11 protein-coding genes and 1 pseudogene are annotated in these 15,233 nt (G+C 65.9%); 10 read left to right on the top strand and 2 right to left on the bottom strand.

What is annotated here, in order from left to right; genetic code table 11:
- Nucleotides 1–56 precede the first annotated feature (56 nt).
- The 4 genes and pseudogenes from AC1DKR_RS11475 to AC1DKR_RS11460 form a co-directional block, all read left to right on the top strand.
- Nucleotides 57–2,567: a TonB-dependent receptor gene (locus AC1DKR_RS11475; RefSeq protein ID WP_478033246.1), complete on the top strand. Its 2,511-nt coding sequence runs from the start codon at nt 57–59 to the stop codon at nt 2,565–2,567.
- Nucleotides 2,567–3,685, top strand: a complete 1,119-nt coding sequence (locus AC1DKR_RS11470) for an NHL repeat-containing protein (protein ID WP_394198339.1) — start codon at nt 2,567–2,569, stop codon at nt 3,683–3,685. The genes AC1DKR_RS11475 and AC1DKR_RS11470 overlap by 1 nt, the downstream gene beginning before the upstream one ends.
- 11 nt (nt 3,686–3,696) lie before the next feature.
- Nucleotides 3,697–5,046, top strand: a complete 1,350-nt coding sequence (locus tag AC1DKR_RS11465) for a purple acid phosphatase family protein (protein ID WP_312787051.1) — start codon at nt 3,697–3,699, stop codon at nt 5,044–5,046.
- A gap of 10 nt (nt 5,047–5,056) precedes the next feature.
- Nucleotides 5,057–5,191, top strand: a pseudogene (locus tag AC1DKR_RS11460) (inorganic diphosphatase); the annotation flags it as partial.
- A 105-nt stretch (nt 5,192–5,296) separates the two neighbouring features.
- Here the strand turns inward: AC1DKR_RS11460 and AC1DKR_RS11455 are convergent.
- A complete protein-coding gene (locus AC1DKR_RS11455; RefSeq protein ID WP_478032927.1) occupies nt 5,297–5,878 on the bottom strand; it encodes a hypothetical protein in 582 nt (193 codons plus the stop codon).
- 112 nt (nt 5,879–5,990) lie between these two features.
- On the opposite strand from AC1DKR_RS11455, the gene AC1DKR_RS11450 reads away from it, so the two are divergent.
- Both AC1DKR_RS11450 and AC1DKR_RS11445 read left to right on the top strand, forming a co-directional pair.
- Complete coding sequence (locus AC1DKR_RS11450; RefSeq protein ID WP_312107899.1) at nt 5,991–7,406, top strand: cryptochrome/photolyase family protein; 1,416 nt, start codon at nt 5,991–5,993, stop codon at nt 7,404–7,406.
- A 141-nt stretch (nt 7,407–7,547) separates the two neighbouring features.
- Complete coding sequence (locus AC1DKR_RS11445; protein WP_089240401.1) at nt 7,548–8,243, top strand: YiaD family glycine zipper/OmpA-like lipoprotein; 696 nt, start codon at nt 7,548–7,550, stop codon at nt 8,241–8,243.
- Between the two features lie 181 nt (nt 8,244–8,424).
- Here the strand turns inward: AC1DKR_RS11445 and AC1DKR_RS11440 are convergent, their stop codons facing one another.
- Entirely contained in the window at nt 8,425–9,456 is a 1,032-nt protein-coding gene (locus tag AC1DKR_RS11440; protein WP_025878839.1) for a LysR family transcriptional regulator, read from the bottom strand.
- 147 nt (nt 9,457–9,603) lie between these two features.
- Between AC1DKR_RS11440 and AC1DKR_RS11435 the strand changes: the two genes are divergently transcribed.
- The 4 genes from AC1DKR_RS11435 to AC1DKR_RS11420 all read left to right on the top strand — a co-directional run bounded on the left by AC1DKR_RS11435 (nt 9,604) and on the right by AC1DKR_RS11420 (nt 15,211).
- A complete protein-coding gene (locus AC1DKR_RS11435; protein ID WP_223494836.1) occupies nt 9,604–9,831 on the top strand; it encodes a hypothetical protein in 228 nt (75 codons plus the stop codon).
- On the top strand, nt 9,828–10,598 hold the full coding sequence (locus tag AC1DKR_RS11430) for an SDR family NAD(P)-dependent oxidoreductase (RefSeq protein ID WP_025878841.1): 771 nt from the start codon (nt 9,828–9,830) through the stop codon (nt 10,596–10,598). Before AC1DKR_RS11435 ends, AC1DKR_RS11430 begins: the two co-directional genes overlap by 4 nt.
- 91 nt (nt 10,599–10,689) lie before the next feature.
- Nucleotides 10,690–11,913, top strand: a complete 1,224-nt coding sequence (locus AC1DKR_RS11425) for an efflux RND transporter periplasmic adaptor subunit (RefSeq protein WP_223494837.1) — start codon at nt 10,690–10,692, stop codon at nt 11,911–11,913.
- 127 nt (nt 11,914–12,040) lie between these two features.
- Complete coding sequence (locus AC1DKR_RS11420; RefSeq protein WP_025878843.1) at nt 12,041–15,211, top strand: efflux RND transporter permease subunit; 3,171 nt, start codon at nt 12,041–12,043, stop codon at nt 15,209–15,211.
- Nucleotides 15,212–15,233: the final 22 nt, after the last annotated feature.

Raw genomic sequence — 15,233 nt, 5'->3', positions numbered from 1 at the left:
GGATAGCTGTGCAGAAGAAGAACACGTTGGGCCTGGCAATCAGCCTCTCGCTGCTGGTGACGACCAGCCCGTCGGTGCTGGCGGCCGAAAATGCTGCCGCTGCCGTGGCAGGGGGGGCCGCCGCAGCGACCGATCTGGACCGCATCGAAGTGCGTGCGCAGCTGGAATCGCAGGTACGCGCCGTCGACCTGAAGCGCAGCAGCGATGCCATCGAAGACGCCGTGTCTTCCGATGCGCTGGGCCAGTACCCGGACAAGAACGTGGCCGAGTCGCTGCAGCGCCTGCCGGGCATCAGCGTGACCCGCGACCAGGGCGAAGGCCGTTTCGTGGTGGTGCGTGGCCTGGATGCCAATCTCAACAGCGTCAGCGTCGACGGCATCGCCATCGGCACCCCGGAAGATTCCAGCCGTGCCGCGCCGCTGGATGTGATTCCGTCCGATTCGACCGAGCGCCTGCGCGTGGTCAAGTCGCCTACCCCGGACATGCCGGGCGACGCCATCGGCGGCGCGATCCTGGTTGAATCGGCCTCGGCCTTCGATCGTGACGGCCGCAGCCTGCGTGGCAAGATCGAAGCCAGCCACCAGCAGCTGTCCGGCGAAACCAGCCCGAAGGCGGCCTTCAACTACAGCGAAGTGTTCAACGACACCTTCGGCGTCGCGCTGGGCGTGAACTACCAGAAGCGCACGTTCGAATCCGACAACACCGAAGTGGAGTACGACGGCGAAGACGATCCCGCACCGGGCGATGTCACCGCGATCAACCTGCAGCACCGCAAGTACGAAATCGAACGCAAGCGCATCGGCGCCAACCTCAACCTGGACTGGCGCCCGAACGAGGACAGCAAGTACTACCTGCGTGCGCTGTACAGCCAGTTCGATGATGCCGAAACCCGCCAGCGCGTGATCTTCAACTTCGATGACGCGAAGATGGTGAAGACCGGTACCGACCAGTACCGGTTGGAGGGCATGCCGAAGGATTCCATCGACAAGCGCATGCGCTACCGCACCAAGGAAGAGAACACCTTTGCGGCCAGCCTGGGCGGCGAGAACACGCTGACCAACGCCGTGGTCGATTACAAGGTTGGTTTCACCCGCACCGAAGAGCGGGTGAACGATGAAATGGAGGCGCGCTTCAAGCTCAACGGCAAGGCCTTCAACGGTACGCTGGACCAGAGCAGTCGAATGCCCAGCTACAGCTTCGACAATCCGCAGTGGCTGGACAACGCGAACTACGCGTTCGACCGCTTCGTGATTTCACCCAAGCAGGTGGACGACAAGGAGCACAGCGCACAGGTCAACGTCCGCTTCGACGGCGACAGCAGCAGCATCAAGTTCGGCCTGCTGGGGCGCTGGCGCGACCGCGACGTCAACGTCGACGAAAGCGAACTGCGCGTCGGCCCGAAGGTTGCCCTGTCCAGCTGGACCACCGGCTCCCCGGATCACCGCCACGGCACCCTGGGTGACGGCATGGATTCGGACGCGATGCGCGCGTACTGGGCGGCCAACCGTGGCCAGTTCAGTGCTCGCCCGCAGGATGTCGGCGCCAACGCGATGACCTCGCTGGAAGAGGACTACACCGCCAGTGAAGACATCTTCGCCAGCTACGCCATGGGCACCTGGGATGTCGGTGCGCTGCGCATCATCGGTGGCGTGCGTGTGGAGAACACGCGCTTCAGGGCCGAAGGCAACCAGGTCGATGTGGCGGCCAACGGCCGCAGCTACACCGTAACCCCGCGCGTGGCCAACAGCAGCTATACCAACGTACTGCCGGGCCTGCACCTGCGCTATGACGCGGCCGATGACTGGGTGCTGCGCGCCTCGGCCAACAAGACCGTTTCGCGCCCGTCCTTCGGCGATATCTCGCCGCGCGTCGGCTACAGCCGCGGCGACGAGGAAGTGCGCCTGGGCAATCCTGAGCTGGATCCGTACGAGTCGAAGAACATCGACCTGTCGGTGGAGAAGTACCTCGGCAGCACCGGCATCGTTTCGCTAGGTCTGTTCCACAAGTCCATCGACGGCTATATCGTCGAGACGGTGCGCACCAATGATCCGGCCTACGGTGGTTTTGACGTGACCCAGCCGATCAATGGCCGCAAAGCCACCGTGCGTGGTGCGGAGCTGAACTGGCAGCAGCAGCTGGCCTTCCTGCCCGCCGGCCTGGACGGTCTGCTGGTGGGCGCAAGCGGCACCTGGCTGGATACCGGATTCGACGCTGGCATCGAGGATCGCGCCGGTGAGGATTTCACCCTGCCGCGTGCCTCCAAGCACGTTTACAGCGCCCACATCGGCTATGAAAAGTACGGCCTCAGCACCCGTCTGGCGGCGGTGTACCGCAGCGAGTACCTGGACAGCATCGGCAAGGGCCGTGCGTTCGACATCTACGTCGCGCCCAACACCCAGCTCGACTTCTCGCTGGACTACAAGTTCAACGCGAACGTGAGCGTGTACTTTGAAGCGCAGAACCTGCTGGACAAGCCATTGGAGCTGTACCAGGGCACGCGCTCGCGCACCCTGCAGATGGAGGAATATGGCCGCACCTACGCCGTCGGCCTGAAGGTGGCACTGTGATGGCGCGTTGCATCACCCTGATGGCGGCCTCGCTGGCAGCCGTTCTTGCCGCCGGCTGCACGCCGGCCGCGGACAAAGCGCCGGCAGCGGCTGCAGCGACCGGCGCTGTGGCACCGGTCGAGCGCAACGTGGCGACCATCGCCGAGGCCTTCCTGACCCCGATGACCCCGGCCGACAACATCGATTCGCCCGCGTCCTGGCAGGCGCCGGATGGCAAGACCTGGCTGATCGCCACGGCCAAGGCCACCGACAAGCTGGTGGTCTACGACGGCAGCAACGGCCAGCACCTGCGCGACGTCGGCAGCACCGGCACCGGCCTGGGCCAGTTCGATCGTCCCAACGGCATCGCGGTGATCGATGACCTGCTGTGGATCGTCGAGCGCGACAACCACCGTGTGCAGGTGCTTTCGCTGCCGGACTTCACTCCGTTGGCCACCTTCGGTGCCGACGATCTGCGCAAGCCCTACGGCCTGTGGGTGGACCGCCGTGCCGATGGCTACAGCGTCTACGTCACCGACTCCTGGGACAACGGCGAGGACGCACAGGGCAAGGACATCCTGCCGCCGCTGGCTGAGCTGGACAAGCGCGTGCGCCAGTACCACGTGTCCCGCGATGGCACGAAGGTGCAGGCAACACTGTCGGCCAGCATCGGTGATACCAGCGAAGCCGGCGCGTTGCGTGTGGTCGAATCGATCTGGGGGGATCCGGCCAATGATCGCCTGCTGATCGCCGAAGAGGACGAAAGCTACGCCAGCGAATTCAAGGTCTACACCCTGGCGGGGCGCTTCACCGGCACCACCTTCGGCCGCGACGTGTTCAAGGCGCAGGCCGAAGGCGTGATGCTGCGCACCTGCGGCAAGGACGGCTGGTGGATCACCACCGAGCAGGGCAAGCAGCGCAGCGTTTTCCATCTGTTCGACCGCCATACGCTGAAGCCGGTGGGCGCGTTCCAGGGCAATACCGTGGCCAACACCGATGGCATCTGGATGATGCAGCAGCCGACGCCGCGGTTCCCGCACGGTGCGTTGTATGCGGTGCACGATGACCAGGGCGTGGTGGCGTTCGACTGGGAGAGCATCGCCAAGCAGTTGGCCCTGCCGCTGGAGTGCGGTTCGTGAGCGCGCGTTTGATGCGCCTGCTTGCGGTCGGCCTGCTGTTGGCGTTGCCATCGGTGGCGATGGCTGCGGCCGAGCCCAATACGCAGGTGCCGCCGGGCAGCCGCTACTACGCGGCCACACCGGTGCCGGACCGCATCGTTGCCTCTCCATCGGTCGACCCCAGCCACGGCTTCGCAGTGGCCTGGCGCACCGATGGCAGCGTGCAGTCGCCGCTGCTGGAAATCGCACGGGCCGACGATTCGCCGGCCATCGAGGGCATCGTCCAGGTGCGCGCGAAGACCCAGGTGCTGCAGACCGAGAACGGCCTGTCGCATCATCATCGCGCCGACATCGATGGTTTGCAGCCGGACACCCTGTATGTCTACCGCGTACAGGGCAATGGCAGCTGGAGCGCGTGGAACCAGCTGCGTACGCTGGCCGCTGCCGACCAGCCGCTGACCCTGCTGTATTTCGGTGATACCCAGAACAAGAACGTCAGCCATGTAAGCCGCGTGGTGCGGGCCGCACAGAAGGCCGCGCCGGATGCACGGATCAGCCTGTTTGCCGGCGACCTGGTCAGCGGTGGCGACAACATGGACGACAGCGAATGGGGCGAATGGTTCGCCGCCACCAACTGGCTTGCACAGGAGACGCTGGTGGCGCCGGCGATCGGCAACCACGAGTACTTCGAGGAATTCGAGGACACGCCACAGGAGCGCCGTGTGCTGGGCCGCCATTGGCCGGTGACCTTCGCCCTGCCGGGCAACGGTGCCAGCGCGGCGGCGGGTACCAGCTACTGGTTCGACGCACAGGGCGTGCGCGTGGCCGTGGTCGATGGCACCTCGGCGCTGGATCTCGGTACCGCCAAGGCGCAGGCACAGTGGTTGGACAAGGTGTTGTCCGGCAACCGGCAGCCGTGGACGATCGTGCTGCTGCACCAGCCGTTCTATTCGCCGCGCGAGGGTCGCGAGAATGCCGCCCTGCGCAAGGTGCTGCTGCCGGTGGTGCGCCGCCACAAGGTGGATCTGATATTGCAGGGGCATGACCACACCTATGGCCGTCGCGGCGAAGGGCAGGCGGCAACGCCGCAGTACGTGGTGACCGTAGCCGGGCCGAAGCAGTACCGCCTGTCGGACGAAGCACGCACGACGATGGACCCCGTGGGCGAAGACACCCAGCTGTTCCAGGTGTTGCGCATCGATCCGCAGCGCCTTCGCTACGAGGCCCGCACGGTGACCGGGCGCCTGTACGACGCCTTCGAGCTGAAGCGCGATGGCGGTGGCAGCAAGCAACGGGTGGAGCAGCAGGAGGGACGGATCGCGCCGCGTGACTGCGCGCGTGCGCAGACCGCCAAGGGCCGCACCGACCGATGCTGGGAGTGAGGGCAGACCGATGAGCACGCGCCCGCGCCTCGTTCCCGTGGCCGCCATTGCCGTTGCCCTGCTGCTGGTGGTCGGCGCGGTGGCTGCTGCCGATACCGTACTGCACCCGTTCCTGGCCGCTCAGCCGGAGCAGGTGCCGCAGGAAAGAACGACGGACGGGTGATCAGCGAAGCGATGCAGCAGTCCAAAAGTGGATCCATGCCACGCGTGGATTGACCCTTCCCGTGCACCATCCGCGCATGGCGTGGCTCTACTGCATTGCGTCCAGGAACAGTTCTGCTTCATCGGTGCTGCCCAGCACCACAACGACAGCGCGCAGCGCCGCTTCGCGATGAACCGGACGGATCCCGCCATCATCGTCATCGCTGTACAGATCCTCATCGGCCTCGAGGTAAACGCTGCCGGCCGCCGCCAGTGCGGCCATCAGGGTCGGTACGTCGGCGACGAACTCGTCGGCGTCCCAGTGGCCCGCGCCATGACGGGCGAACAGAACGCGGCCATCGTCGATGTCGAGGATGAGAGGATCGGCGCCACGGTCGGCGATCACCAGCCAGTGCGCTGGCCAGTCGCTGATCGGTTCGCCATCGATGCCGTTCCAGCGATAACCCGCCTGGTAAGTCCACAGGCGCTGCAGGGGCGGCAGCCACACTTCTACGCCCGGTACGGTGAGGCCGCTGGGCCCTTTGGCAGGATTGAATACCTCACCGAACGGGCCGACGCGTGCATAGAATCTGGCCAGCACGTCCGGCAGCGGGAACGGCCCCTGCCACGCGTCGGCGGATTGCGGTTGCAGGGGGTCGAAGCGGGCAAACGTGGCGCGAAGATCATCCATGACGTGGGCCGGGCGGAAGCGGAAGAGCGCGCAGCCTAGCAGAGCCGAGCGCACGCATTGCCTTCACCGTCACTGGCTATCATGGCCGCCCAGCAACTGAGAGGCAGTGCACGTGTCGGTAGCGTTGGTATGGTTCCGTCGGGATCTGCGGTTGCAGGACAATCCGGCGCTGCAGGCGGCGCTGGAAGCTGGCCACGATGTGGTGCCGGTGTACATCCACGCGCCGCATGAAGAGGGCGAGTGGGCGCCGGGCGCGGCCTCCAATGCATGGCGCCATCGTTCGCTGGCAGCGCTGGACGCCGACCTGCGTGCACGGGGTTCATCGCTGGTGCTGCGTGCCGGTGACAGCCTGCCGGCCCTGCAGGCGTTGATCGAGCAGACCGGCGCTGAAGCGGTGTACTGGAACCGCAAGTACGAACCGGCGACGCAACCGCGCGATGCCGCCATCAAACGCACGCTGCGCGAGCAGGGCATCGATGCGCAGAGCTGCAACGGCAGCCTGCTGTTCGAGCCCTGGGACATCGCCACCCAGCAGGGGCAGCCCTACAAGGTATTCACTCCGTACTGGCGCAACGTACTCAGCCACTGGCGTTTGCCCGCCTTGCAGGCTGCACCGGAGACGCTGCCGGCGCACACGGTCGACAGCCTCGCGCTGGATACGCTGCAACTGGCGCCCACGCTGGACTGGGATACCGGGTTCTGGGAACTCTGGCAGCCGGGCGAGACCGGTGCGCTCGAGGCGTTGTCCGTGTTCGAGGATGGTGCGCTGCGCGGCTATCGCGAGCAGCGCGACCTGCCGGATCGGGTCGGTACCTCGCGGCTGTCGCCGCACCTGCATTTCGGCGAAATCGCGCCGTGGCGCATCGCCCACGCGCTGGAAGGCCTGCGCAATGCCGGCACCGATGCCGACATCGACGGCTACCTGCGCCAGCTCGGTTGGCGTGATTTCGCCTACCACCTGCTGCACCATTTCCCGAAGACGCCCACCGACAACCTCAATCCACGCTTCGATCGCTTCCCTTGGTCCAACCCCAGTGCTGCCCAGCTGCACGACTGGCAGCGCGGCAACACCGGTGTGCCCATCGTTGATGCTGGCCTGCGCGAGCTCTGGCATACCGGCTACATGCACAACCGGGTGCGGATGATCGTTGCCAGCTACCTGTGCAAGCACCTGCGTGCGCATTGGCTGCACGGCGCGCGCTGGTTCTGGGACACGCTGGTGGATGCGGACCTGGCCAACAACACGATGGGGTGGCAGTGGGTGGCCGGCACCGGTGCCGACGCGGCTCCCTATTTCCGGGTATTCAATCCGGTTACACAGGCCGAGAAATTCGATCCACAGGCGCGCTACATCAGTCGCTGGGTGCCTGAGCTGGTGGCGCTGCCGGTGAAGGCACGGTTCGCTCCATGGCAGCACCCGCAGCTGTTGGCCGAACTCTCGCCCGGCTACCCGCGCACGCCGCTGGTGGACCTGGCGGCTGGCCGGGATGCCGCTCTGGCCGCCTACCGTCAGTCGGCGGCGGGGTAAAGCGCTGGCTGAGCGGTCCAGACAGCTAGCTGAACACGTCCCTGTCGACCGGTGTGATCATCATCCCGACATCGCGTCCGGCTGTTTATCCTCGTTGCCGCCCGCAAGCCGCCGGCCCGACCGGAAACCAAGGAGAACACCATGATCCGCAACACCACCCGCAACGTCGCACTGGCCCTGATGAGTGCGGCCGTCCTGTCGGCCTGCGCCACCGGCGGCTCCTATGTGCAGAGTGATCCGTACGGCAACCCGACCGAGCAGCAGAACCGCACCGGCCGCAATGCCCTGATCGGTACCGCCATCGGCGTGGCCGCGGGCCTGCTGACCGGCGACAGCGCGACCGAACGTCGCCAGCATGCGCTGATCGGCGCGGGCATCGGTGCACTCAGTGGCGCCGCGGTGGGTCAGTACCAGGATCGCCAGGAGCGCGCGCTGCGCGAGCGCACCGCCAACACCGGCATCGATGTCGAGCGCCAGGGCGACAACATCATGCTGAACCTACCCGACGGCATCACCTTCGACTTCGGCAAGTCGGCACTGAAGCCGCAGTTCTATGGCTCGCTCAATGGCGTTGCCGGCACCCTGCGCGATTACAACCAGACCATGATCGAAGTGGTCGGCCACACCGACAGCATCGGCAGCGACGCGGTCAACAACCGTCTGTCCAAGGAGCGTGCTGATTCGGTGGCGCAGTACCTGATCGGCCAAGGCGTGCAGAGCGTCCGAATCGAGACCCTGGGCGCGGGCAAGTCCTATCCGATCGCTGACAACAGCACCGATGCCGGCCGTGCCAAGAACCGTCGCGTCGAGATCCGCGTGATTCCTCTCAAACAATAACGCGCAGCGTTATTGCTGTTCCGGCGCAGCCGGAACGAAAATGCCGCCCTTGCAGGCGGCATTTTCTGTAGGTGCCGAGCTTGCTCGGCACGCCGATAGCCCATGTGGAGAGCCGTGCCGACCAAGGTCGGCATCTACCGGAGGCGATCCAGGAGCAGGGTACAGGCGGCATCGCTGCAGCTTACGCCGCCGAAGCAGCCACCTTCTCCAGGATCCGCTTGCCGCTGCTCGCCAGCGCCGCTTCTTCCTGTTCCTGCTGCTGCCGCGCCAGCTTCGCACCGGGGCACTGCGCCAGCATGTAGTTGGCATCGAAGTTGAGCTTCTCCACCAGGAAATCGACGAACGCGCGCACCTTCGGCGAGACCAGCCGGCCACCGGCGAACACCGCGTTGAAATCCACTTCCGGCCCGGTCCAGCCGGCCAGCACGCGGCGCACCATGCCCGACTCGACGAACGGCTTGGCCATCACGTCGCCGGTCAGCAGCAGACCTTCGCCGCACACCAGCGCGCCATTCAGCGCAGACATGTCGTTGGCCGTCATCAGCGGCGTCACCGGGAAGTCGCGCAGCTCGCCACCGTTCTCGCCCAGCTGCCAGGTAAAGCGCGGCGAATTGCCGGTGTGGTACGGCTTGCGCATGGCCAGGATGCGGTGGAACTGCAGCTCTTCCGGATGCAGCGGCTCGCCGTAGCGCTCGATGTAGGCCGGGCTGGCGAACACCTGCGTGCGCAGGCTGCCGAGCTTGCGCGCCACCAGGTTGGAATCGGGCAGGGCACCCACGCGCAGGGCAAGATCGGCCTCACCGGCGATCAGGTCCAGCTTCTCGTTGCCCATGTGCATGTCCAGGCGGATCTCCGGGTACTGCGCATGGAACTGGCCCAGCAGCGGTGCGATCCAGGTGATGCCGATCGAATAGGGCACGGTGAAGCGCAACCAGCCGCGTGGACCGGACTGCAGCTGGCTGACCGCGCTTTCGGCTTCTTCAAGTTCGCGCGCGATGCGCTGGCAATGCTCGTGATAGATCGAGCCGGCTTCGGTGAGGCCGAGGCGGCGCGTGGTCCGGTGCAGCAGGCGCGCACCGAGGCGCGTTTCCAGTTCCTGCACCTTGCGGCTCACCGTGGTCTTGGGCAGGCCGAGCGATTTTGCAGCGGCGATGAAGCTGCCTTGCTCGACCACTTTGACGAAGATCAGCGTCTCGTTGAGATCGTGGGACATGGTCAGGAATCCTGGACGTCGGGGATGGGGCAATCGTGACAGAACGATTGGACCGGGGACGGGATGATTATTCCCCTTAATCAGGACTAATCAAGTAGGGGTTTGAGGTCTATCGTGGCGCCATTCGCTAATTGGAGCCCGTCCGCCATGAGCCTGCGCAACATTCTTGCCCGCTTCCGGATTGCCGGCCAGAACGCTCTGGACCTGGCAATGACCGTCGAATCCCGTCCCAGCTCCTTGGTTAACAAGGATTTTCGGGAGTTTACAGCACCCATGCGTCAGCAGCGTGGCGGTGCCTTGCGCCTTGCATCCCACAAGGGTGACCGACTGCGTCGAATCGGGACTATCCCGGATTTGGGAGGAAATGTCCCGTGAATGGGATTCTGACGCCCGAGGTCCTGGTTCTCGGCGGCACCGGTGCCGTGGGCCAGGGTGTGGTCGGCGCATTGCTGGAGGCCGGCAGCCCCGTGCTGGTGGTCGGCCGCGATCCCGGCCGCCTGGCGGCGTTGCACGAGCAGTTCGCCGATGAGCCGGGCCTGCAGACGATGCTGGGCTCGCTCAGCGACGACAGTTCGGCACGTGCGCTGGCCGAACGCGTGGCGCAGCGCCCGCGCCCGCTGGCAGCGGTGGTTGCCGCGATGGGGGGCCCGTACAACCGTGGCCGCGTGGTCGAGCGTGGCGGTGACGCCCTGTCGGCGGCATTGCAGGCGGACCTGATGCCGCATGTGCACGCGGTGCACCACCTGCTGCCGCTGCTGCAGGACAACGTGCACGCCCGCCGCTACGTGATGATCGGCAGCCCGGCCGGGCTCAAGCCCTGGGCAGGCTATGGCGAGACCTCGATCACCACCGCAGCGTTGCGCATGTACGCGCAGGTAGTGCACCAGGAAGCGCAGGCCGTAGGCGTACGCGCGCAGATGCTGGAAGTGTGCAGTCCGGTCTGCACGCCGGCCAACGCTGCCAACGCCTGTATCGAATGGCCGAGTTCACTGCTGGTCGGTCGCCGCGTGGTGTCCCTGCTCGACGGGTGCCGCGACAACCGCGCAATCGTCCGTTGCGACAGCAGTGATGCCGAACTGCCACGCGGCCTGCTGCACCTGGAAATACCGCCGCTGTGGCGCGACACCGCAGGCGTCGCTTGACCTCGACTTTGGTTGAGGTCGCAGGATACGCCGCCGAAAGTTGATAGCAATTCTCAAATAGCTGTACCACCCCTCCGTACGGATGCATGCCATGACTTCCCCCAATACCACTCCACATCGTTTCGGTCATCGCATCGCGATGGCTGGCGTGTCGATCCTCGCTGCCGCCGTCCTGGCGGCCTGCAGCGGAGGCCATGCCGAAGAAGCCGGCGCGCCGCCCCCGCCGCAGGTCAGCGCTGCCCCCGTGTTGCTCAAGCAGGTCAGCCAGTGGGACGAATTCAGCGGTCGCGTCGAGGCCGTGCAGAGCGTCGAGCTGCGCCCGCGCGTGTCCGGCTACATCGACAAGGTCAACTACGTTGAAGGCGAAGAAGTGAAGAAGGGCGCCGTCCTGTTCACCATCGATGCCCGCAGCTACCAGGCCGAGTACGATCGCGCCAACGCCGAACTGGCCCGTGCGCGTACCCAGGCGGTGCTGGCCCGCAGCGAGTCCGAGCGTGCCAAGCGCCTGGCCGAGCAGCAGGCGATTTCCACCGAAACGGCCGAACAGCGTCGTGCGGCCGCCGACCAGTCCGGTGCGGCGGTGCAGGCTGCGCAGGCCGCCCTGGATGCAGCCCGCCTCAACCTTGAGTTCACCAAGGTGCGTGCGCCGATCGACGGCCGTGCCGGCCGGGCGATGGTCACCGCCGGCAACCTGGTCACCGCCGGCGACAGCGCCAGCGTGCTGACCACGCTGGTCTCGCTGGATACGGTGTTCGTGTACTTCGATGCCGACGAAAGCACCTTCCTGCGCTACGCGCAGATGGCACGCAAGGGCGAGCGCCCGAGCGAGCGCGACAGCGAGCTGCCGGTGAAGATCGGCCTGTCCGGTGAAGAAGGCTACCCGCACTCGGGCAAGGTCGACTTCCTCGACAACCAGGTGACCCGCAGCACCGGCACCATCCGCGTCCGCGCGCTGCTGGACAACGCCGATCGCCAGTTCACCCCGGGCCTGTTCGCCCGCGTGCAGCTGCTCGGCAGCGGCCAGTTCCAGGCCATGCTGATCGACGACAAGGCCGTGCTGACCGACCAGGACCGCAAGTACGTGTACGTGGTCGACAAGGATGGCAAGGCCCAGCGCCGTGACATCCGCCTCGGCCGCACCGCCGAAGGCCTGCGCATCGTCGAGCAGGGCCTGGCCGCCGGTGACAAGGTGATCATCGATGGCGTGCAGAAGGTCTTCATGCCCGGTATGCCGGTGCAGGCGAAGGCGGTGGCGATGCAGCCCACCGCTGCGCCGGCGCCGGGTCGCGATGCAACTGCCGCACTGAACCACTGATCCGCCGGCTCCTGATCCGCGTCCCCGCTTAGCTGCCGGTGCCAGCGGCAGCCGTCACTGCCTTCGCCAGATTGGCGAGGGGCAGGGCGGCTGTTGCCCGCCGACGGCCTTTTCCAGGAATTCTTCCATGGACTTTTCCCGTTTCTTCATCGACAGGCCGATCTTCGCGGCGGTGCTGTCGATCGTGATCTTCGCCGCAGGCCTGATCTCGATTCCGATGCTGCCCATCGGTGAGTACCCCGAAGTGGTGCCGCCGTCGGTGGTCGTACGCACGGTCTACCCGGGCGCCAACCCGAAGGTGATCGCCGAAACCGTGGCCACCCCGCTGGAGGAGGCCATCAACGGCGTTGAGGGCATGATCTACCTCAAGTCGGTGGCCGGTTCCGACGGCGTGCTGCAGATGACCATCACCTTCCGCCCGGGCACCGACCCGGACGAAGCGGCGGTGAAGGTGCAGAACCGCGTTGCCCAGGCCCAGGCGCGACTGCCCGAGGACGTGCGCCGGCAAGGCGTGACCACCCAGAAGCAGTCGCCCACCTTCCTGATGGTGGTGCACCTGACCTCGCCCAACGGCAAGTACGACACCCTGTACCTGCGCAACTACGCCCGCCTGCACGTCAAGGACGCGCTGGCACGTATCCAGGGCGTCGGCGACGCACAGATCTTCGGCGGTGGTGACTATGCCATGCGCGCCTGGCTGGACCCGGACAAGGTGGCCGCGCGCGGCCTGACCGCCAGCGACGTGGTGCGCGCCATGCGCGAGCAGAACGTGCAGGTCTCGGCCGGCCAGCTCGGCGCCGAGCCGATGCCCAACAGCCAGTTCCTGACCCTGATCAATGCCCAGGGCCGCCTGCGCAGCGAGCAGGAGTTCGGCGACATCGTGCTCAAGAGCGGCACCGACGGTGAAGTGGTGCGGCTGGCGGACGTGGCCCGTGTCGAACTGGGTGCCGGTGACTACACGCTGCGCTCGCAGCTGGACGGCAAGAACGCGGTGGGTATCGGTATCTTCCAGGCCCCCGGCGCCAATGCGCTGGAGATCCGCGATGCGGTGATGGCCAGCATGGACGAGATGCAGAAGACCATGCCGGCCGACGTGAAGTACGAAGCGGTGTATGACACCACCATCTTCGTGCGCGACTCGATCAAGGCCGTGGTCTCCACCCTGCTGGAAGCCATCGCGCTGGTGGTGCTGGTGGTGATCCTGTTCCTGCAGACCTGGCGTGCTTCGATCATCCCGCTTATCGCGGTGCCGGTGTCGATCGTCGGTACGTTCGGCGCGCTGTACCTGCTGGGCTTCTCGATCAACACGCTGAGCCTGTTCGGCCTGGTGCTGGCGATCGGCATCGTGGTCGATGACGCGATCGTGGTGGTGGAAAACGTTGAGCGCAACATCGAAGAAGGCTTGACCCCGCTGGCCGCTGCGCATCAGGCGATGCGCGAAGTGTCCGGGCCGATCATCGCCATCGCGCTGGTGCTGTGTGCGGTGTTCGTGCCGATGGCGTTCCTGTCGGGCGTCACCGGTCAGTTCTACAAGCAGTTCGCGGTCACCATCGCCATCTCCACGGTGATCTCGGCGATCAACTCGCTGACCCTGTCGCCGGCCCTGGCGGCCCGCCTGCTCAAGCCGCATGGCGCGCCGAAGGATGCCCCGACCCGCATCATCGACCGTCTGTTCGGCTGGGTGTTCCGTCCGTTCAACCGCTTCTTCAAGTCCAGCTCGGAAAAGTACGAGCGTGGCGTGTCGAAGATCCTCGGTCGTCGTGGTGCGGTGTTCGTGGTGTATGCGGTGCTGCTGGTGGGTACCGGTTTCATCTTCAAGCTGGTCCCGCCGGGCTTCATTCCGACCCAGGACAAGCTGTACCTGATCGCCGGTGTGAAGCTGCCGGAGGGTTCGTCGATCGCGCGTACCGATGAAATGCTGCGCAAGGTCGCCAAGATCGCCCAGGAAACCGACGGTGTGGCTCACACCATCTCGTTCCCCGGTCTGAATGCCCTGCAGTTCACCAATACGCCCAACACCGGTGTCGCGTTCATTCCGCTCAAGCCGTTCAGCGAGCGCCATGGCCGCACCGCGGCGCAGATCAATGCGGAGATCAACCAGAAGATCGCAGGCCTGCAGGAAGGGTTCGCCTTCGCCATGATGCCGCCGCCGATCCTCGGCCTCGGTAACGGCAACGGCTACCAGATGTTCATCCAGGACCGTGGCAACCTCGGCTATGGCGCGTTGCAGAACGCGGTGCAGTCGATGCAGGGTGCGGTTGCGCAGACCCCGGGCATGGCCTTCCCGATCACCAGCTACCAGGCCAACGTGCCGCAGCTGGATGCCGAGGTGGACCGTGTCAAGGCGAAGGCCCAGGGCGTACAGCTGACCGAGTTGTTCGACACGCTGCAGACCTACCTGGGTTCGGCCTACGTCAACGACTTCAACCAGTTCGGACGTACCTGGCAGGTGATCGCACAGGCCGATGGCCAGTTCCGTGACAGCGTCGAGGACATCGGCAAGCTGCGGACCCGCAACGACCGTGGCGAGATGGTGCCGATCGGCTCGATGGTCACCGTCAAGGAAACCTACGGTCCGGACCCGGTGCTGCGCTTCAACGGCTATCCGGCCGCTGACCTGGCCGGTGAAGCCGACCCGCGTGTGCTGTCCTCGGCCGAAGCGATGAACAACCTCACCGCCATCGCCGCCAAGGTGCTGCCGGTGGGCATGGCTACCGAGTGGACCGACCTGAGCTACCAGCAGGCGACCCAGGGCAAGGCGGCCTTCATCGTGTTCCCGGTGGCGATCATGCTGGCCTTCCTGGTGCTGGCCGCGCTGTACGAAAGCTGGTCGCTGCCGCTGGCGGTGATCCTGATCGTGCCGATGACCCTGCTGTCCGCGCTGTTCGGCGTGTGGATGACCGGCGGCGACAACAACGTGTTCGTGCAGGTCGGCCTGGTGGTGCTGATGGGCCTGGCGTGCAAGAACGCGATCCTGATCGTCGAGTTCGCCAGAGAGCTGGAGATGGGCGGCAAGGGCATCGTCGAAGCGGCACTGGAAGCCTGCCGCCTGCGTCTGCGCCCGATCGTGATGACCTCCATCGCCTTCATCGCCGGCACCGTGCCGCTGGTGCTGTCGCATGGCGCTGGCGCCGAAGTGCGCTCGGTGACCGGTATCACCGTGTTCGCCGGCATGCTGGGCGTGACCCTGTTCGGCCTGTTCCTGACCCCGGTGTTCTACGTGGCACTGCGCAAGTTCGTCACCCGCAACGGTGGTGGCCAGCTGGTGCAGCACGGCGAGCCGACCATCCACCACTGACATGGAAAACAGCGGCGCCGGC

It is taken from the genome of Stenotrophomonas sp. 01N47, from assembly GCF_056399165.1.
Note: the sequence above shows the minus strand (reverse complement) of the source record. Positions and strands in the feature narration are given on the sequence as shown.

What these genes read in the sequence shown, in the direction of transcription:
- AC1DKR_RS11420 (WP_025878843.1), top strand. Translation starts at nt 12,041, where the DNA reads ATGGACTTTTCCCGTTTCTTCATCGACAGGCCGATCTTCGCGGCGGTG.
- AC1DKR_RS11435 (WP_223494836.1), top strand. Translation starts at nt 9,604, where the DNA reads ATGAGCCTGCGCAACATTCTTGCCCGCTTCCGGATTGCCGGCCAGAAC.
- AC1DKR_RS11445 (WP_089240401.1), top strand. Translation starts at nt 7,548, where the DNA reads ATGATCCGCAACACCACCCGCAACGTCGCACTGGCCCTGATGAGTGCG.
- AC1DKR_RS11440 (WP_025878839.1), bottom strand. Translation starts at nt 9,456, where the DNA reads ATGTCCCACGATCTCAACGAGACGCTGATCTTCGTCAAAGTGGTCGAG.
- AC1DKR_RS11465 (WP_312787051.1), top strand. Translation starts at nt 3,697, where the DNA reads ATGCGCCTGCTTGCGGTCGGCCTGCTGTTGGCGTTGCCATCGGTGGCG.
- AC1DKR_RS11470 (WP_394198339.1), top strand. Translation starts at nt 2,567, where the DNA reads ATGGCGCGTTGCATCACCCTGATGGCGGCCTCGCTGGCAGCCGTTCTT.
- AC1DKR_RS11455 (WP_478032927.1), bottom strand. Translation starts at nt 5,878, where the DNA reads ATGGATGATCTTCGCGCCACGTTTGCCCGCTTCGACCCCCTGCAACCG.
- AC1DKR_RS11425 (WP_223494837.1), top strand. Translation starts at nt 10,690, where the DNA reads ATGACTTCCCCCAATACCACTCCACATCGTTTCGGTCATCGCATCGCG.